This is a genomic window from Lacinutrix sp. MEBiC02404, assembly GCF_053601575.1.
In genome coordinates this window covers 797917-815551 of the sequence record NZ_JBSHNV010000220.1, presented here as the reverse complement: position 1 = coordinate 815551, position 17635 = coordinate 797917, and the positions used below count along the sequence as shown (strand labels likewise).

21 protein-coding genes are annotated in these 17635 nt (G+C 31.5%); all 21 read right to left on the bottom strand.

Features of this window, described 5'->3' with window-relative positions:
• Nucleotides 1–3: 3 nt before the first annotated feature.
• The 21 genes from ACVCXO_RS18045 to ACVCXO_RS17945 all read right to left on the bottom strand — a co-directional run bounded on the left by ACVCXO_RS18045 (nucleotide 4) and on the right by ACVCXO_RS17945 (nucleotide 17618).
• Nucleotides 4–1293, bottom strand: a complete 1290-nt coding sequence (locus ACVCXO_RS18045) for an efflux RND transporter periplasmic adaptor subunit (protein ID WP_452230987.1) — start codon at nucleotides 1291–1293, stop codon at nucleotides 4–6.
• A 5-nt stretch (nucleotides 1294–1298) separates the two neighbouring features.
• Entirely contained in the window at nucleotides 1299–2741 is a 1443-nt protein-coding gene (locus ACVCXO_RS18040) for a TolC family protein (RefSeq protein WP_452230986.1), read from the bottom strand.
• A 50-nt stretch (nucleotides 2742–2791) separates the two neighbouring features.
• Nucleotides 2792–3955: an efflux RND transporter periplasmic adaptor subunit gene (locus ACVCXO_RS18035; RefSeq protein WP_452230985.1), complete on the bottom strand. Its 1164-nt coding sequence runs from the start codon at nucleotides 3953–3955 to the stop codon at nucleotides 2792–2794.
• 107 nt (nucleotides 3956–4062) lie between these two features.
• The gene (locus tag ACVCXO_RS18030; protein ID WP_452230984.1) at nucleotides 4063–5319 is read right to left on the bottom strand and encodes an ABC transporter permease; all 1257 of its coding nucleotides are present in this window, start codon (nucleotides 5317–5319) and stop codon (nucleotides 4063–4065) included.
• 1 nt (nucleotide 5320) lies between these two features.
• Nucleotides 5321–6565 carry an ABC transporter permease gene (locus ACVCXO_RS18025; protein ID WP_452230983.1) on the bottom strand — a complete coding sequence of 415 codons (1245 nt, stop codon included), beginning with the start codon at nucleotides 6563–6565 and terminating at the stop codon, nucleotides 5321–5323.
• Nucleotides 6558–7259: an ABC transporter ATP-binding protein gene (locus tag ACVCXO_RS18020; RefSeq protein WP_452230982.1), complete on the bottom strand. Its 702-nt coding sequence runs from the start codon at nucleotides 7257–7259 to the stop codon at nucleotides 6558–6560. Before ACVCXO_RS18020 ends, ACVCXO_RS18025 begins: the two co-directional genes overlap by 8 nt.
• A gap of 136 nt (nucleotides 7260–7395) precedes the next feature.
• On the bottom strand, nucleotides 7396–7617 hold the full coding sequence (locus tag ACVCXO_RS18015) for a hypothetical protein (protein WP_452230981.1): 222 nt from the start codon (nucleotides 7615–7617) through the stop codon (nucleotides 7396–7398).
• A 48-nt stretch (nucleotides 7618–7665) separates the two neighbouring features.
• Nucleotides 7666–8193: a DUF420 domain-containing protein gene (locus tag ACVCXO_RS18010; RefSeq protein ID WP_452230980.1), complete on the bottom strand. Its 528-nt coding sequence runs from the start codon at nucleotides 8191–8193 to the stop codon at nucleotides 7666–7668.
• A gap of 96 nt (nucleotides 8194–8289) precedes the next feature.
• Nucleotides 8290–9039 (bottom strand): SCO family protein, encoded by a 750-nt coding sequence (locus ACVCXO_RS18005; protein WP_452230979.1) that lies wholly within the window; start codon nucleotides 9037–9039, stop codon nucleotides 8290–8292.
• A 121-nt stretch (nucleotides 9040–9160) separates the two neighbouring features.
• Nucleotides 9161–9877, bottom strand: coding sequence for a hypothetical protein (locus ACVCXO_RS18000; RefSeq protein WP_452230978.1), 717 nt, complete (start codon nucleotides 9875–9877; stop codon nucleotides 9161–9163).
• A 68-nt stretch (nucleotides 9878–9945) separates the two neighbouring features.
• Nucleotides 9946–10326: a cytochrome C oxidase subunit IV family protein gene (locus tag ACVCXO_RS17995; protein WP_452230977.1), complete on the bottom strand. Its 381-nt coding sequence runs from the start codon at nucleotides 10324–10326 to the stop codon at nucleotides 9946–9948.
• A 56-nt stretch (nucleotides 10327–10382) separates the two neighbouring features.
• Nucleotides 10383–11360 (bottom strand): cytochrome c oxidase subunit 3, encoded by a 978-nt coding sequence (locus tag ACVCXO_RS17990; protein ID WP_452230976.1) that lies wholly within the window; start codon nucleotides 11358–11360, stop codon nucleotides 10383–10385.
• 137 nt (nucleotides 11361–11497) lie between these two features.
• On the bottom strand, nucleotides 11498–12079 hold the full coding sequence (locus tag ACVCXO_RS17985) for a cytochrome c oxidase subunit 3 (protein WP_452230975.1): 582 nt from the start codon (nucleotides 12077–12079) through the stop codon (nucleotides 11498–11500).
• 2 nt (nucleotides 12080–12081) lie between these two features.
• Nucleotides 12082–12975 (bottom strand): heme o synthase, encoded by an 894-nt coding sequence (gene cyoE, locus ACVCXO_RS17980; RefSeq protein WP_452230974.1) that lies wholly within the window; start codon nucleotides 12973–12975, stop codon nucleotides 12082–12084.
• Between the two features lie 405 nt (nucleotides 12976–13380).
• Entirely contained in the window at nucleotides 13381–13575 is a 195-nt protein-coding gene (locus ACVCXO_RS17975) for a hypothetical protein (protein WP_452230973.1), read from the bottom strand.
• Between the two features lie 262 nt (nucleotides 13576–13837).
• Entirely contained in the window at nucleotides 13838–14005 is a 168-nt protein-coding gene (locus tag ACVCXO_RS17970; protein ID WP_452230972.1) for a hypothetical protein, read from the bottom strand.
• A 566-nt stretch (nucleotides 14006–14571) separates the two neighbouring features.
• Nucleotides 14572–14766, bottom strand: a complete 195-nt coding sequence (locus tag ACVCXO_RS17965; RefSeq protein ID WP_452230971.1) for a hypothetical protein — start codon at nucleotides 14764–14766, stop codon at nucleotides 14572–14574.
• A 442-nt stretch (nucleotides 14767–15208) separates the two neighbouring features.
• The gene (locus ACVCXO_RS17960; RefSeq protein WP_452230970.1) at nucleotides 15209–15820 is read right to left on the bottom strand and encodes a hypothetical protein; all 612 of its coding nucleotides are present in this window, start codon (nucleotides 15818–15820) and stop codon (nucleotides 15209–15211) included.
• On the bottom strand, nucleotides 15821–16780 hold the full coding sequence (locus ACVCXO_RS17955; RefSeq protein ID WP_452230969.1) for a hypothetical protein: 960 nt from the start codon (nucleotides 16778–16780) through the stop codon (nucleotides 15821–15823).
• Between the two features lie 35 nt (nucleotides 16781–16815).
• Nucleotides 16816–17193: a hypothetical protein gene (locus tag ACVCXO_RS17950; RefSeq protein WP_452230968.1), complete on the bottom strand. Its 378-nt coding sequence runs from the start codon at nucleotides 17191–17193 to the stop codon at nucleotides 16816–16818.
• Between the two features lie 56 nt (nucleotides 17194–17249).
• Nucleotides 17250–17618, bottom strand: a complete 369-nt coding sequence (locus ACVCXO_RS17945; RefSeq protein ID WP_452230967.1) for a hypothetical protein — start codon at nucleotides 17616–17618, stop codon at nucleotides 17250–17252.
• Between the last annotated feature and the right edge of the window lie 17 nt (nucleotides 17619–17635).

The following is a 17635-nucleotide window of genomic DNA, read 5'->3' as shown; positions in this document are numbered from 1 at the left end:
CTTTTAATCTTCTTCGTTTTTATCTTTAGAGATTACCTTTTTGATTTCTACATCATCTCCATTTTTCAACGATTTGGTTACCGTGTTATATGGTCCTGTAATAATTTCATCGTCTTCTTGTAAGCCTTCTAAAATTTCAATATTAGAATTATCTTGAACACCCGTTTTTACTACTCGGAGTTTCGCTTTGCTTCCATCTTTAATAAAAACGCATTCAAACTTCTCTTCGCTTTCGCTTTGCATAGCATCTTTTTTAACCGCTTTTTTAGTGGTAGAGGTATCTGTTTTAATTACAATAGCACTAATTGGCACACCAACTACGTTTTCGCGTTTATTGGTAATAATATCTACAGTAGCTGTCATTCCTGGTCTAAAAGGAGAATAACTTTCGTCTTTTCCTACTAATAAGTCTTTGTAGGATTCTTCAATAATTCTAACTTTCACTTTAAAGTTGGTTACTTGGTCTGCTGTTAAAACACCATCTGCAGAGTTTGCAATTTCTGTAACCAAGCCTTTAAATTGCTTTTTTAAATACGCATCTACTTCCACAATTGTAGAATCCCCAATATTTACTTTTACAATATCATTCTCGTTAACGTCTACTTCCACTTCCATATTCGTCAAGTTGGCAACACGCATAATTTCGGTTCCTGCCATTTGTTGTGTACCTACAACACGTTCTCCTAATTCTACATCTAGTTTAGAAATAGTTCCAGACATTGGTGCATAAATATTCGTTCTGTTTAAGTTATCACGAGCTTCATTTACTGTAGCGGCAGAACTTTGTACATTATAATATGCAGATTGCTTGCTTGCTTGTGCAATTTCATAAGAAGAAATTACTTTATCCCAATCTGCTTTAGAGATAATACCTTTATCAAATAGTTGTTGATTTCTATCGTAATTAGACTTTGCTTCTTTAAGAGAAGCTTCTGCTTGATTTAAACCAGAACGCACATTTTGTAAAGATGCTTGTGTTCTATTTAAACTAGATTGATAAATATCTGGATTTACACGAACTAATAAATCTCCTTTTTCAACTTGTTGCCCTTCTACAATAGGAAGTTCAATAATTTCACCAGATACTTCACTAGAAAGTTTAACTTCTATTTCTGGTTGAATTTTTCCGGTAGCAGAAACAGTTTCAATAATATCAATTTTAGAAATATTTTTGGTTTCTACTTCTTTAAAATTACCTTGTTTACCATACCATCCTGCTTTTTTTCCTCCAATTAAAAGGGCTAGTAATGCAATTACTACAATTACAATAATGGTTACTGTTTTCTTACTCATGGTTGTTAGTTTAATGCTGTAATAGGAATTCCGAAATAGAATTCTAATACTTTAAGTTTAAATATATAATCGTATTTGGTTCTTACTACTTCGCTTTCCGCATTTTCCAGTCTGTTTTTAGATTGGCTAAAATCGAAAGCATTTAACATACCAACATTATATCTTTCTTGCGAATAATTAAATGCTTCTCTTCTTGCATCTTCTGTCTTTAAAGCTGCTTCATATGCTTTTAAACTTCCTTTTGCATCATTATATGCTTGATAAACGTTCGTTTCTAAATCTAGATTTGCTTGTTTTAATTGATACTTTGTACTCTCTAAATTTATTTTACTTCTACTGATATTATTTTTAACTGCAAAGCCATTAAAGATAGGAATACTTAATTGCACTCCAAAATTATGACCATCATTAGCGCTAAACTGATCAAAGATTGGATCTGGACCGCCTAATACCGGATTAAGATTAGGAGAGGTATTAAATACAGATTGCCCTGTACCTTCTACAAAACCAATTTGCGTAGTTGTTGATGGATTACTAGCATCTACACTAAAACCAGTTACCTGATCACTATATGATGCTCTAGTACTATAACTATAGAAACCTGAAAGTGTAGGTTGTAGCGCTCCTTTTGCTATTTTAAGATTGTATGCTGCAATTTCACTATTGTTTTCTGCAATTTTAATATCATAACGTGCTTCTTTAGCTTTTGCTATAATAGTCTTAGGAGACTCGTTTAAAATAGTAGTTGGAGGTACTTCATACGCATTATCTACAATATCAAAAGTTTCATAATCTTCTAATAGAAGCAATTGTGCTAAACTTATTTTAGATAATGAAATTGCATTTTCTGCCACTACCACTTGTTGTTCTTGCGTTGCTATTGTTGCTTGAATTTCTAACAAATCTCCTCTTGGTAAAGAACCTGCTTCTACTAAATCATTAGTACGTTGTAATTCTTGTTGGGTGATTATTTGTTGTGCTTGCAATACTTTTAGTTGTTCCTTATTAAATAGTATTTGAAGAAAAGCATTCGCTATGTTTAGCGACATGTTATCTTTTATATTATCTAATTGGTATTGACCAGCTAATATTTCAAGATTAGAACGTCTTAATTCATTGAAGTTTCTTAAACCTTTATAAATATCCACACTAGAATTTAAACCTAACGAACTAAATTGCGTGGTTTGATTTTCTAGTAAACCTGTTGTTATATTTTGGTTTAAACCAATATTCCAGGAATGCGAACCAGAACCATTGATACTTGGTAAAAAGTTACCAAAAGCATCTTTTTTATTAATCTCCGCATTTTGCAAATCTAACTCACTTTGCTTTACAGAGATATTGTTATCTAACGCATAAGTTACACACTCTTGCAGCGTCCATAGTTTTTCTTGGGCTTGTGTTAAAATGCTTAAAAAAGCAAACACTATAAAAATAAGTTTTTTCATAATTAAAGTATAAGTCTATATAAATGTAAATGTGTTACAATTATTTTAAATTAATTCTCTTGTGCATATTTAGGAATACCTTGTACTTGATTCCACACCTTTATTTTATCGTCTTTAGAAACACCACTTTTTACTTCTACAAAAATACCATCACTAATACCAAGTTCTACATCTTTTTTCTCAAAAGTCTGATCACTAGACTCAATTTCTACAAAAGGCTTTTTTGTTTCCTCATCATATTGCACTAATGCTTCTTTTATAGCTAGTACATTTTCCGCTTTTTCTAAAATAATAGATGCATTCGCACTTAAGCCAGCTCTAATAAAAATAGAATCTATTTTTTGAAGTGTTCCTTTTATTTCAAATTGAATGGCTCCATTTTCGGCAACACCTTTTGGCGCTATATAATCTAAAATAGCGTCAAATTTTGTATCTTCAATGGCTCCAACTGTGATTTCTAAAGGTAAACCTTCTTTTATTTTACCAACCTCACTTTCATCTACTTTACCTTCAAAAATCATTTTCTTCACATCGGCAAGTGATGCAATAGAAGTCCCTTCATTAAAGTTATTTGCTTCAATTACTTGGTTCCCTTCTTTTACAGGAACATCTAAAACCATTCCTGAAACCGTAGCTCTTACTTGTGTTTGCGCAATATTCCCTAAACCAGAAGTAGTTCCCGTTTTTACAATATCGTAATTTTGCCTTGCAGTATTCACATTAATTCTTGCTTGCTCCACACTTTGTTTTGCTTGCAAATAGGTATTATTAATAGCTTCAAAATCATTAGCAGAAATAACACCTTTATCAAACAATGCCTTTTGGCGATTATAACTTGCTTCTTGGGTTTGTAGGTTTATTTGCGAAGTTTGTAATGCTGTTTGATTAATAGCAATACTACCTTTTGCATTGGTTAAAGAAGACACATTAGGAATTACTCTAATTTTAGCAATTAAATCTCCTGCTTTAACATATTCACCAGCTTCGATAAATATTTCTTCTACTACTCCAGAAATATTCGATTTAATTAAAACTTCATCTTTTGGGACAATACTTCCAGTTGCTACCGTTTTTACGGTTATCGTTTGTTCACTAGCAGTATCTGTGGTATAAGTAACTGGATCTTCTTGATTTTTTTGCCATAAATAATATAGCGATGCCCCAAAAACAGCAATAATAATTGCTAGTACGATTATAGTTTTGGTTCTTTTCATGAGTTTTAATTTATTGTTTTTTGATTGTAACGTATACCATCCTTCGTATTCATTCTGGATGATTTTTTAATTATTTGATTTCTTATTTTTTCTTTACGGAATACCTTTTACTCCATTCGTAAAGCGTCTACTGGTTTCATTTTTGTTGCGCTATTTGCTGGAATTAGCCCTGCTAATAAACCGGAAATTACTAATATAAATAATGCTATAAATATTACCGACATACTTACACTCGGATTTGCAAAGTTATCTACTGGACCACTTTGATCTAGAATATAATTCATTATAAAAATCACAAAGGCTGCAAAAGAAATACCTACCATTCCCGAAATAATAGTCAACAATAAACTTTCCTGTAATACTTGTGATTTGATAGTCCAAGGTGAAGCACCTAAAGCACGTCTTACTCCAATTTCTCTTGTGCGTTCTTTAACAACAATAAGCATGATATTACTAATACCAATGATTCCGGACATTAATACCAAAGCACCAACAAAATAGCCTACAAATCCTAGTATAGAAAACAGACCGTTAACACGACCAAATGCTTCCGATAAATCGAAATTACCAATAGCACGTTCATCCTCGGGATGTACTTTGTGGCTCGCTCGCATTAATTCTAAAATCTTCGCTTTTACAGAAGTTACACTAGTACCATCTTTTGCCGTAATTGCCATCCAACCTACACTATCACCCCTATTAAAAGCTTGTCCGAAAGTAGTAAAAGGCATAAAAATAGTATTTGCATCTTCTTCTTGATCGCCACTATTGGAAGCTTTAAAAGTTCCTATAACTAAAAAGTTTACGCCATTCACTTTAACATAAGTACCAAGTGCATCTTCGCCTTTATCATACATAGCCTTCACTACATCTTCGCCAATAACGCATACTTTACGTTTGCTATCTATATCTGAATAACTTATAAAACGACCTTGAAGAATATCCATAGGTTGTTGTTTTATATATTCGGGATAGTCACCATAAATAGTAAACGCTCCTGTTTTTGTTCCTCTAACCACATTATTTGCACCATTATAACCACCTAATTGGTGTCTAGGAGAAACATATCGCAATGCAGGTATTTCACGTTTCAGTGTTTCTACATCTTCTAATTTAAAATTAAAACGTCTCCCTTTTGGTAAACCTTTATACGTTTTGGTGGTACTTTGCGTCCACATAAACATGGAGTTTGTGGCAAAGTTTCCAAAATCTGCAGTTACCCCATTTCTCAAACCATTTGTTAATGCCAGAAGTAGCACTAGAATGGTAATTCCCCAAAACACACCAAAAGCAGTCAAAAAAGTTCTAAACTTATTTGCTGTAAGTGCTTGTAATATTTCGTCCCAACGATCTCTGCTAAACATATTATTCGTCTCTAAGTGCTACAATTGGTCTAATTTTAGCGGCTCTATATGCTGGAATAAATCCTGCTAAAGCACCTGCAAATACTAAAATAAAAACGGTTGCTATTGCGGTATTAAAATCTACTTGTGGATATTTTATAAAATCACTTTCTATGAGTGGGCCCACTAGTTCTAGTAAACCTAAACCAAGAATAAGTCCGAATAAACCAGAAAACATAGTTACAAAAACAGACTCTTGCAAGATCATACCTACAATAGACCAAGGTTGTGCTCCAAGTGCTTTACGTATACCAATTTCTTTGGTGCGTTCTTTTACTATAATAAGCATGATATTACCAACACCAACTACTCCGGCTATAATAGTACCAATACCTACAAACCAAAAAACAGCTGCAATGGTGTCTATCAATGAGAATATTTTTTTTGCTTCTTCTAGTGTATTGTTTACTCTTACTGCATTTGTATCGTCTGGAGCAACAGTTTGTCTTAGCTTTATTTCGTTTTCTATAGCAGCAGAAATAGCTTGCGATTCTGCAACTGCTTGATCAAAGTCATCCGCCATTTTTAGCGTAAACTTCATGTTACGAATATTGTCTGCACCATTAAAAGCCAATTGCGCTGTCGATAATGGTAGAAAAACTTTACTTTCATCACGTTCTCCTCCTGGATCATAAAAAACGCCAACTACTTTAAAGCTAATACCATAAAGGGATATGTTTTTATTAATAGGGTCTTCGCCTTTAAATAAGTCTTGACTGACTTTATTACCAATGACTGCTACTTTTTTAGAGCCATCTACATCTGCAATATTGATAAAGCGTCCTTGGCTTACATCTGCATTTTCAATGAATTGATTTCCTGGTAAAATTCCTTGAATTCTATAATTTCCAGATTCCTTTTTGTAGTTTACTAATCCACCCCAAATAGTATAGAAAGAAGATTCATGTTCTATATTATCTGTATATTTATTGGATATGGCATTAAAATCAGCATTTTTTAATTGAATACGTCTTCCAGGATTTAGCCCTTTGTATTCTTTAGTAGTTGTTCCTGCCCAAATACTCACCAAATTGGTTGCATCTCTTGAAAACTGAGACCGAACACCATTTTGAATTCCGGTACTAAAACCTAAAAGTATTACTAATATAAAAATACCAGAAGCCACAGAAAGCCCTGTTAAAAAAGTACGAAGCTTGTTTTTACTTAAGGTATCAAATATTTCTTGCCAACGTTCTAGATCAAACATGTGCTGAAGCTCTTACCTGTTCTACTTTACTATCGTCTATAATTAAACCATCTTTAAGATTTACAATACGCTTTGTCATTTGTGCAATATCTGGCTCATGCGTAACGATAAGTATGGTTTTTCCTTCGTCATTAATCCCTTGAATAAGATCCATCACCTCATATGAAGTTTTAGTATCTAATGCACCTGTTGGCTCATCTGCTAATAAAACTTTAGGATCACTTGCTAATGCTCTTGCTATGGCAACACGTTGTTTTTGACCACCAGAAAGTTCACTTGGTAAATGGTGAGACCATTCAGCCAAACCTACTTTTTCTAAATAGTGCATTGCTTTTTCAGCTCTTTCTTTACGTTTTACACCTTGGTAGTATAAAGGTAATGCAACGTTATCTAATGCAGATTTGTAGTTTATTAAATTGAAGGATTGAAAGATGAATCCTAAAAACTTATTTCTATAGTTTGCTGCTATTTTTTCATTCAGATTTTTGATTGGAACATTACCTAATGTGTAAGATCCTTCGTCTGCTTCATCTAGCATACCTAAAATATTAAGTAAGGTAGATTTTCCAGATCCTGAAGACCCCATTATAGAGACAAGTTCTCCTTCTTTCACACTAAAATTAATACCTTTTAAAACGTGAAGAGAATTACTCCCCATATGATAAGACTTGTGTAAATCTTTGATTTCTATCATGATGATTGATTGATGATTGATTAGCACTACAATATTACATAAACCTTGAAATGATTTATCCTAACAAACTGTTAAGAAATAATAATGCTATAGTAGTAAGACTGCTAAAAGAAAGAAATGTTACAGAAAAACAAAATTAATCGGTTTTTGTAGTAGAAAATTTTCGGTAGATAAAAAAAGCGATACCACCAACCATGATATATGGAATAGCCATAAGATAAACAATACCATCATTTACACCTTCAGCGGTTACTAAACCATCTTCGCTTTCTAAAACTGCTCTACACATGGCACATTGCGCGTTTGTCTCTAGAAAAAAGAGAACAGAGAAAATAAAAAAGAATACTTTTTGTTTCATAACTATTGTAATAAAAGCTGCTTCGTCAAACCCAACAGGGCAACCAATTTAAATATAATAAGGTGAAATCATAAGATACACAATAACTCCTGTAACGGCAACATATAACCATAATGGAAAAGTGATACGTGCTATTTTTTTATGTCTTTCAAAATTTTTGGTAATTGCTCTAACAAAAGTAATTAACACAAAAGGAATGATAATAATGGATAATAAAATGTGCGTAATAAGTATAAAGTAATACACATATTTAATGATTCCTTCCCCTCCAAATTTAGTGGAATCACTAGTCATATGATATGCGACATACAGCACTAAAAACACTGCAGAACACATTACAGCGGTGGTCATTAGATTTTCATGAAGGACAATGTTTTTCTTTTTAATAGCTAAAAATGCAGCCACTAAAATCACTGCAGTGAATCCGTTTATTGTAGCATAAATAGGAGGCAAAAAGGATAACGGCTCTACATTTGGTATTTTAACACCAAATAGAATGGCAACTACTATAGGAATTGCAATGGATAGAACAACGATCCACTTATTATACTTTTTTTCGTTTTCTATATTTTCCATAATTTCTTCTCGATACCATTTATCATTCTTGGAAACCAGTGGTTTCTCGATACAATTTAAGCGCTCTTCACAAAACACTTGAAGTTGGGTTAATTATTACTCGCTTAGTAGTTTATTGATATCTTCTTTAAGCATTGTTATTTGTTGCGCTTGACCATCATCATCTACTCCTTCTTCTTCAGAGATCATACCGTTATAATAAATAACAGGATTCCCGTTTACTATTCTAGAACGAATAAAACCATTTTTATCTACTAGCGCAAAGTTCCCTGAATGCTCAAAACCTCCTTCCGCTTCTTCCTCTTCTGCGGTGTATAAATTAAAACCTTGGTTCGCTAGTTTATAGATTGCTTCTTGATCTCCTGTCATTAAATGCCAATTCGGATTAGTCATTTTATATTTTTCGGCATACGCCTTTAATACTTCTTGTGTATCATGTGCGGGATTAATTGTAAATGAGGCTACACCAAAGTTTCTATTATCTGGAAACGTATTTTGAATCTCTACCAAGTTACTACTCATTCTAGGACAAATAGTAGGACAGGTTGTGAAGAAAAACTCAATAACGTACACTTTACCAAGATAATCTTCATTGGTAATCATTTTACCATCTTGATTTGCAAAACTAAAGCTAGGTACTTTTTTTGCTTCACCATTTATTTCTAGAAAAGCTAAATCTGACGTTCGCATCGTTCGATCTTCATTAGACACACTAACACTTCTGCTTTCTTCTCTAGTGATGTCATTACTTGTCACTCTATCTACTATTTTAGGAATAAAAATAATTCCGAAAACTAAAACAGTTAATGCGATACCTATATATGAATAATTTGATTTTTTGCTCATGTTCTTTTTTTATATAAGACCTGCAAAGTTTTAAAAACCTTACAGGAAAATTGTACTAATTAATATCCTTCTCTCCAATTGCAATACATACTATGCGGCACATCTTCAGAATAAATATATCTTATTCTGATACATTTTTTAAATCGTTAGCTCTTCTGGTTTCCGAACTAAAGTTTCCTTTTCGTTTTTGTCGATATTCTGTAAAAAGAATTCTTACATCTTCGCTCATCTTATTTTTCAACTCAGCAACCTCAATACAATCGTATGATTTCATTTGATATGCAGGCCTATTCTTTTGCTTTTCATAATCTGCTCTATCATCTATTCTTCCTCTTAAGTTTAATTCTTTATCAATAATAACCACATCATCGGTTGCTAGATTTGCATCTAGATCACTAATTAAACGTAAGCTTTTATATAATTTTTGAATTTCTTTATCGGAAGCCGAAACGTATTTCCAATATTCTAAATAGTCGTATTTACTTAGCTCGCTTTTTAGTTGTTCTACTTCCGCTTTAGCGTTATTTGGAACCACCATAACAATCTGAAACTTTTTAAAACCTTTAAACTTATCGTACATCAACTCTTTCAAGTTAGACATAGCAGTAAGTTTATCCATTGGATTATTACCTAAAAACCCTAAAATAGTTATATGATCTTTAAGTAAAACTTTTTCGTTTTCTGTGGAAGTAAAAGAAGCAATGTCTAAAACATTTTCCTCTAAAATATCTAAAGCAATATAGTTGTGTTTTGCAGGATATAAAAATAATAGAAATAATACTGGAAGGAAGAATAAAATTCCAAGAATCACATTTCTTTTAATCAGCTTTTTGTTCATAGTACAAAAATAAAAAAAGACGGTTTAATAACCGCCTTTTATATATAATTTAACTGAAAGATTTTGTGTTAAAAATCGTTTTTAATAAAACCTGAAGAATATACAGATTCTATATAACCTCCTTCTTGTAAAAGAATGAATACAAGGTATAATATTAAGAATACTGCAGTCCATACTACCATACGTCTTAGCGCTTTTACTTCATCACGCATGTGCATAAAATCCCACGTGATGTAATATGCTTTTACAATAGTTAATATAATGAATATCCAATTTAAGATTTTCATTCCTAAAAACTTACCCATTAAAGCTTCTGGTTTTGCAATACCTAACGCTACTTCAATTACAGTAACAAGTGTTAAGAAAGCTAATACTCCCCAAATTTTTGAAGTGTTCGATTTAAATTTAACTAAACCTCTAAATATTTCTAATTTATGTTCGTGTGCCATTATATATGTTTTTAGATTTCCTAGGTAACGGAAATGAAAAATAAATTTTTAATTAATTAAACTAGGTAGAAGAATGTAAATACAAATACCCAAACTAAATCTACAAAGTGCCAGTAAAGTCCAACCTTTTCGACCATTTCGTAGCTTTTACGTCTTTCATATGTTCCTAAAATTACATTAAAGAAAATAATGATATTAAGTACTACTCCCGAAAATACGTGAAAACCGTGAAAACCTGTTATAAAGAAAAAGAAGTCTGCAAATAATGGCGCTCCATATTCATTTACATGAAGGTTTGCTCCTTGCACAAATAATACCCCGTTATCTTTTAGTTGACTTATAGACTCTTCTCTAGATAACACGGTCTTTTTACCTTCTGCATTAATAATTTGTGTTCTTACTAAAACATCTGGATGCGCTTCTAAACCTTTAGTAATTTCGGACATTGTATATGCAGGTAAAGCACTTTCACTTTCAAACCATAAACCGTTTTTACTTTCGTGTTGCGTTCTTGTTCCTGCTTCTAATTTAGCAAAATCTGCCACAGCTACTCTATGACCATCCGTATCTACAAACTGTAAAATGTTCCCACCTTTTGTTTGTACCGCTCCAAATTCACCTTTAATAAAAGTGTTCCATTCCCATGCTTGAGATCCAACAAATATAACACCACCAATTACCGTTAAAAACATGTAAATAGTAACTTTTGCTTTATTCATGTGATGACCGGCATCCACTGCAAGCACCATAGTTACAGACGACATAATAAGTACAAATGTCATGAAAGCAACATAATACATTGGTGCTTCTACACCATGTAAGAAAGGAAAGTGAGTAAACACTTCATCTGCAATTGGCCAAGAATCAATAAATTTAAATCTTGAGAAGCCATAGGCTGCTAAAAACGCTGAGAAGGTTAATGCATCGGAAACGATGAAAAACCACATCATCATCTTTCCATAACTTGCTGTTAGAGGTTTGTTGCCTCCACCCCAAGTTTTACCTTCTGTTCCAGTAGCTACTGTAGTATTCATATAATTGGTTTAGTTATTAAAGTTGCACAAAAATAATCATTTTATTTTTCTAACGAAACATACAACACTAAATTTTAAAGGACTCTAAGCAAGCTTTAGCTAATACGCTAAAAAAGAACCTTAAAAAAGCGTTAAAATTATCTTACAAAATATAAAAACAAAAAGAGATATACCCAAAGTATATCAATAAAATGCCAAAAGGTTGCAGCTAGCTCGAAGCCTAGCATATTGGTAGTATTGTACTTTTGTTTAAAATGATTATAAATTACGACCAACAAGCAAAACAGACCAACAACAACGTGCAAAATGTGCACCATTGCTATTAAATAGATATAAGACATGGTAACATTACTAGTAGGACCAGTAAAATTATACCCTAAATCTATGATTTGCTGAAAGCCGGTAAATTGATTAAAAATAAAAATTAACCCTAAAACTAAAGTGGTTAATAATAAAATAGTAGTCTGTTGTCTGTTATTATTTTTTAAAGCACGTTTTGCTAAAAGGAATGTAATACTACTTAATATAATTACAACAGTACTAATAATAAAAGCATTTGGTAGCACAAAATCCTTTAACCAGTCTGGTCTAGAACTACTTACTACAAAAGCACTGGTCCATCCTGCAAAAGACATCACTAATGAAATTATACCAAACCAAAGCATCATCTTCTTTGCTCTGCCCTGTTTTTCTTTTAAAGTACCTTGAGTTAAATCCATGATTAACGTATAAATTTATCTAATACATATACTATTTGTAGCAATGTAATATAAGAAACACTAGCAATCATTAATGTTTTTGCTGCTTGTGTTGTCATTTTTTTAAATAATTGAAAAGCAAAATATAGCATACCTAAGCCTAAAAGACCAACTATAATTGCCGAAATTGGTGTTAAATATAATTTTCCTGTAAAGCCAAATGCTGGAATTAGCGAGGCTAAAATCATCCAAACGGTATACACAATAGTTTGCACTGCTGTACCTTTATCGCGTTTTCTTGTTGGCAACATAAAGAAACCTCCTTTTTTATAATCGTCGAATAAAAACCAACCAATGGCCCAAAAATGGGGGAATTGCCAAAAAAACTGTATAGCAAACAAGGTTCCTGGCTCGATACCAAAATCGTTTGTTGCAGCAACCCAACCTAACATAAATGGGATTGCTCCTGGAATAGCACCTACAAAAACAGATAATGGTGTTTTTGTTTTTAACGGCGTATAAACACAAACGTATAAGAATATAGAGATTGCGCCAAACATTGCTGTTTGCGGGTTTATGATATATAAAATAGCAATTCCTAAAATGGTAAAAATGGAAGCAATGGCAAAAGCAGTATTTACAGACATACGTCCTGCAGCAACCGGTCTGTCTTTGGTTCTATCCATTAAGGCATCTAGATCTTTTTCTATAATTTGGTTGAATGCATTAGATGCTCCAACCATAAAATAACCTCCAAAAGCTAAAAGAGTAAGTGTGGTATAGTCTACAGTTTCAACGCCTAATAAATATCCTGCAATAGAAGAAAACACGACACTTAATGCCAAGCGCATCTTGGTAATTTCTTTAAAATCTGAAATTAATGAATGCTGTACTGTAGATGTGGCTGTTGTGCTCAAATAAAACGCTTTGTTTTGCGAGTGCAAAGATACTTTATAAAACGATATTTAAAAAGAAAAACCCACAAGGTTTTAGTTTGTGGTTTTTTCTTTTTAAAATTAAATTATTTTGTAAAAAAAATAATTGCATAAAAAACAATTAGTATAATTAGCCATTTACCAAATCCGATGGATAATTTTCTTATTGTCAAAAAATCTTTTTTATTTAAAAAAAACAAAATAAATATAATAAATAGCAAAAGTAACATTGGGAAAAATACGTAACCGTATAAGTATCCATAAACTGGATTCGTTTTTTCAAAACTTACTAAAAGTATAAAAGCTAAAAAAGAAATTACAATAATTGCATTGAGCAAATTAAATATCTTGATGATTTTTCTATTTGTTAAATTCATAAACTTAATATTATTCACAACCTAGGTCGCCTATTGGTTTTTTTCCTTGTAACACTTCTTTTATTTCCTCCCAATCTGGTCTATTAATTATTGGTGTATTAATAGTAGAACTACCTCCATTTTCATTAATAAAAATATTTAATTCTTCTTGAAAATGCTCCCATAAGTTATCTGCAAAAGCAAATGGACTACCTAAAGTTAACATATATGCTGAGTTTTCTTGAAGGTTTGAAGTAAACCTATCAACTCCTCTAACAAAAAAATTAAAAGAACGATCAGAATTAGTCTCATAACCAAACTGCCTCGTTCCGGTAACTGGATGACTACTGTCATAAGGCGCTTCCCCACGCTAGCGCTCGTCTTTGACGAGTGCATACAACAACAAAACAATTAATATTTTTCAAAAAATGTAATAACAAAAGACAACCTCTTTATTCCTTTTTAATAAACTTTAGGAGCACTCGTTACTAACGAGCGCTAGCGAGGGTAAGTGTGGTATAGTCTACGGTTTCAACGCCTAACAAATATCCTGCAACCGAAGAAAACACGACACTTAATGCCAAACGCATTTTAGTAATTTCTTTAAAATCTGAAATTATTGAATGCTGTACTGTAGATGTGGCTGTTGTGCTCAAATAAAACGCTTTGTTTTGCGAGTGCAAAGATACTTTATAAAACGATATTTAAAAAGAAAAAACCACAAGGTTTTAGTTTGTGGTTTTTTCGAGATTAGTTTGTATTAAATCTTTAATGTGAGTTTTTAAATTATACGTAGTAAAAAATCAAATTGTATTTTAAAAGATTTTCTATATAGCTATTAACATAAAAGGTTTTTATTATAAAAATATCTCTAGATTTCTTATTACATATTTAATTATTTTATGTTCTATAAAACAAAATAACTAATAAAAACACAAACATTAAAATTAGATATAAGCTTCTTTTCTTAAGATTTTTGAAAAATTTTCTTTTAACGTCAAAATAAAAAAGTGTTATGAAAATGATTAAAATAAAAATGATGACTACATATAAAACAATTGGATAATATGAGTAAAAATAAACCTTTTCAAGATCTTCAAAATTCAGAAGTTTCACAATATTTTTTGCAGAAACAGTCGTCATACAAAATACGATAACAAGGAATAAATAATAGAAAAAACTTAATTTTTGATAATTTTTTATATTCATAATAATCACTTTTTTAGTTACATCCAAAAACACTAATTGGTCGGTTACCTAATAATACATCTTTAACTTTCTGCCAATCAACTCTATTATCTGTTATTGATTCACCTATAGATGAAGCTCCTCCATAACTATTAACAAAATTATCCATGTTCTTTTGTAATGAATACCACATTAAATCAGCAGCAAGAAAAGGGTCTGTATCAGTCATAGCTTGAGCAACATCTGATAAAATATACGAATTAAATCAATCTACACCTCTAACAAAAAAGTTATATGAACCATCATTGTTTTGTTCATATCCAAATTGGCGAGTTCCACTTACTGGATGATTCCCTGCATAAGGAGCATTCATTGTCATGAAAAACCAATAGTCATTATGGAACTCAAAACAAATGACCACCCACGCTAGCGCTCGTCTTTGACGAGTGCATACAACAATAAAACAATTAATATTTTTCAAAAAATGTAATAACAAAAGACAACCTCTTTATTCCTTTTTAATAAACTTTAGGAGCACTCGTTACTAACGAGCGCTAGCGAGGGAAAAGAACTAAAAAGAATACATATAATAAGTATGTTTTTCATTGCATTTTGATTTACTAAGAGTTTTTTTAAAAAAATATTAAAAAAAGAAATAGAATCTAGACAACTTAATACTCCCATTCCTCTAATTGATAATACTTTACCATCTGCCAATTGTTAGTGTTATCTTTTTTAAATAAATAAAGACCTCCACTACCACCTAAAGAACTTCTACCTATTCCTAATCTCAATGCTGCCTTATTAAAAGAATCATTAAAAGATATATTAGAAAATCTAAATAACAGATCATAATCTTTCCAATTTTTTGATTTTTTCAAAACTAATGTATCAGCGACTGTAATAACATGCCTACTATTTGCATTAATTTTTTCTATATTAATGTTGTTATTAACTTCAATAATATTAAAGTTTTCTATTAAATCCGTAAATTCAATATCAACACCTTCAAGATTTAATATATTGTTAAGAATAGGCTTTTCAAGAATAGGGTAAACTCCAACCCTCAATTTTAAGTCACGCAAAGAATCTATTACTTTTGCCGATATTTTCCAACTACTTATAGTATCTGACGGCAATGGTGGCAGTGGAGGTAGTGGATAAGCTTTTACATTAATAATGTAAGAGATTAAACTTTCGGTATTCTGTTCTAAGAAATTATCTTGTTCTTTACAAGAAAAAAAAAGCAAAAATATACCGAATACAAATAAAAACTGTTTCATTTAGTTACAGACTTGAATGTTAAGATTGGTTTGTGTTACTCGCAGATTAATATTGTTATTTTCTTCGGCATCTGTAAGTACACCTCGATAATCATAGGCTCTTAAACCATCCCAAGCATAATCTTTGTAATTAGCTAGGGGATATCTATTATTATCAAATTGTCTTAATGCTAATGCTATTTTGTTAATATAGTTTTCAATAATATATTGATGGTCAGCAGCATTGTCCCAATTAAAATCAGGATCTACTACATCTGTATAGTTTTTATAGTAAGCATATAACTGAAACAAACGCGACCTATTATTCACATCAACTCCTGACTGAAATAGCTTCACAAACCTAGCTATTTCGGCATGAATTGACTCGTGTAATATAGCTTGTGCCATTTCGATTGGGTTAGTATTTACATCTTCAAAAGTAATAACAATATTAAAAGGGTCACTATCATCAGTACATTGATCATCTGTTAAGACACAATTCCCAACTTTAAAAGTAAGGTTAAATTTTGGATCGTTAATAAAAGCACCCACAGTACTTTTAAAAAGAGCTCTATTATCTTTTACCAACTTATCATATACACATTTTAATTGAACATTATTTACAAAAGTTGAATCTAAAATGATTTTATTTGGCATATCAACTTCACCACCTTCATTCATTGCCTCCATAGCTTTTTCAGCAAAAGCAAGAACTTCTAGACTTGGGTAAGTATTACTATTAGGCGAATTATTTCTTAAATAGATAGAAATACTTCTCATATTATGAAAATTTGAAGTTGATTGTAGCCAAAGTTCTGCATCTGGATCTAGAGAAGCACCTAAACAATCAATTATCTTTTTTTTATAATCTACAGTTTTTGGGGTTAGTGTTGCTACAGTAGATGAGTTATTATTTGTAGAGCCACCAAAATCTGTTGGAACAAAATCATCATTATGAAGTGGGTCTTGATTATCGTTCATGTAACTAGGACATTCTACATTGTATTCTGTTTGTACTATTGGATGACTGGTTGGGCTAGTTGGATTAGTTGGGCTTGGATTTTCAGCACCAATAGTGTAATAGTCCTATTACAAGAACCATTACTATTTTGCATGTAAAACCAACTTCCTGTATAGTTTGAAGAAGAAGAAGAAGAAGAAGAAGAAGAACCATTTACTCCAGTGCCAAAACCTCCCGAACCACTACCACCTTGAGAACCCAAACACCAAATTACATCTTCATTTCCCAGATCATCTACAGAAACCAAACAACCATCTATCATCATCATCTTAGTAGCATTTATAGAATTATAAAAATCATCCATATTTATTAAATCACTATCAATTTCTTTTATAGAAATAAGTAATGAATACTCTGTATTATCTGAAAACAATATCGTTATATAACTATAAAAATGAAAAACTTCTTGATTCGCTCGTTTTTCAATTATTAATAATTGAAAGTAGCCTCTGAATGTATAGGCGTTTCTATTTTAAAGGTATAAGCTTCAGAATTATCCGTTACGGTTTGCACTATTTCATCTGTTAAAATCACAAAACTACCATCTGAAGCGTTAATTTTTGAATTAACAGTATTGATTTTGCTTACATCTAAATACTTATTAATCTTATAAAATGTATTGTTTAACTCACTGTTCTCTTTAATTTCATTAAGTGTTACTCTTTTTACAAGTACTTTATTTGTGTTTTCGTTTTGCGAAGTATTTTCTTTAAATTCATCATCCTTCTCACAATTAACCAACGTTAAAGCAAAAAATAGCACTATAATCTTAATGCTTGTTTTTAAAATGTTTTTCATTTTTTTTTACCAATTCT

Bases quoted from the DNA above. Each gene is read 5' to 3' on its own strand.
- ACVCXO_RS18045 (WP_452230987.1), bottom strand. From the start codon at position 1,293: ATGAGTAAGAAAACAGTAACCATTATTGTAATTGTAGTAATTGCATTA.
- ACVCXO_RS18040 (WP_452230986.1), bottom strand. From the start codon at position 2,741: ATGAAAAAACTTATTTTTATAGTGTTTGCTTTTTTAAGCATTTTAACA.
- ACVCXO_RS18035 (WP_452230985.1), bottom strand. From the start codon at position 3,955: ATGAAAAGAACCAAAACTATAATCGTACTAGCAATTATTATTGCTGTT.
- ACVCXO_RS18030 (WP_452230984.1), bottom strand. From the start codon at position 5,319: ATGTTTAGCAGAGATCGTTGGGACGAAATATTACAAGCACTTACAGCA.
- ACVCXO_RS18025 (WP_452230983.1), bottom strand. From the start codon at position 6,565: ATGTTTGATCTAGAACGTTGGCAAGAAATATTTGATACCTTAAGTAAA.
- ACVCXO_RS18020 (WP_452230982.1), bottom strand. From the start codon at position 7,259: ATGATAGAAATCAAAGATTTACACAAGTCTTATCATATGGGGAGTAAT.
- ACVCXO_RS18015 (WP_452230981.1), bottom strand. From the start codon at position 7,617: ATGAAACAAAAAGTATTCTTTTTTATTTTCTCTGTTCTCTTTTTTCTA.
- ACVCXO_RS18010 (WP_452230980.1), bottom strand. From the start codon at position 8,193: ATGGAAAATATAGAAAACGAAAAAAAGTATAATAAGTGGATCGTTGTT.
- ACVCXO_RS18005 (WP_452230979.1), bottom strand. From the start codon at position 9,039: ATGAGCAAAAAATCAAATTATTCATATATAGGTATCGCATTAACTGTT.
- ACVCXO_RS18000 (WP_452230978.1), bottom strand. From the start codon at position 9,877: ATGAACAAAAAGCTGATTAAAAGAAATGTGATTCTTGGAATTTTATTC.
- ACVCXO_RS17995 (WP_452230977.1), bottom strand. From the start codon at position 10,326: ATGGCACACGAACATAAATTAGAAATATTTAGAGGTTTAGTTAAATTT.
- ACVCXO_RS17990 (WP_452230976.1), bottom strand. From the start codon at position 11,360: ATGAATACTACAGTAGCTACTGGAACAGAAGGTAAAACTTGGGGTGGA.
- ACVCXO_RS17985 (WP_452230975.1), bottom strand. From the start codon at position 12,079: ATGGATTTAACTCAAGGTACTTTAAAAGAAAAACAGGGCAGAGCAAAG.
- ACVCXO_RS17975 (WP_452230973.1), bottom strand. From the start codon at position 13,575: ATGTTAACTTTAGGTAGTCCATTTGCTTTTGCAGATAACTTATGGGAG.
- ACVCXO_RS17965 (WP_452230971.1), bottom strand. From the start codon at position 14,766: ATGACTGATACAGACCCTTTTCTTGCTGCTGATTTAATGTGGTATTCA.
- ACVCXO_RS17960 (WP_452230970.1), bottom strand. From the start codon at position 15,820: ATGAAACAGTTTTTATTTGTATTCGGTATATTTTTGCTTTTTTTTTCT.
- ACVCXO_RS17955 (WP_452230969.1), bottom strand. From the start codon at position 16,780: ATGAACGATAATCAAGACCCACTTCATAATGATGATTTTGTTCCAACA.
- ACVCXO_RS17945 (WP_452230967.1), bottom strand. From the start codon at position 17,618: ATGAAAAACATTTTAAAAACAAGCATTAAGATTATAGTGCTATTTTTT.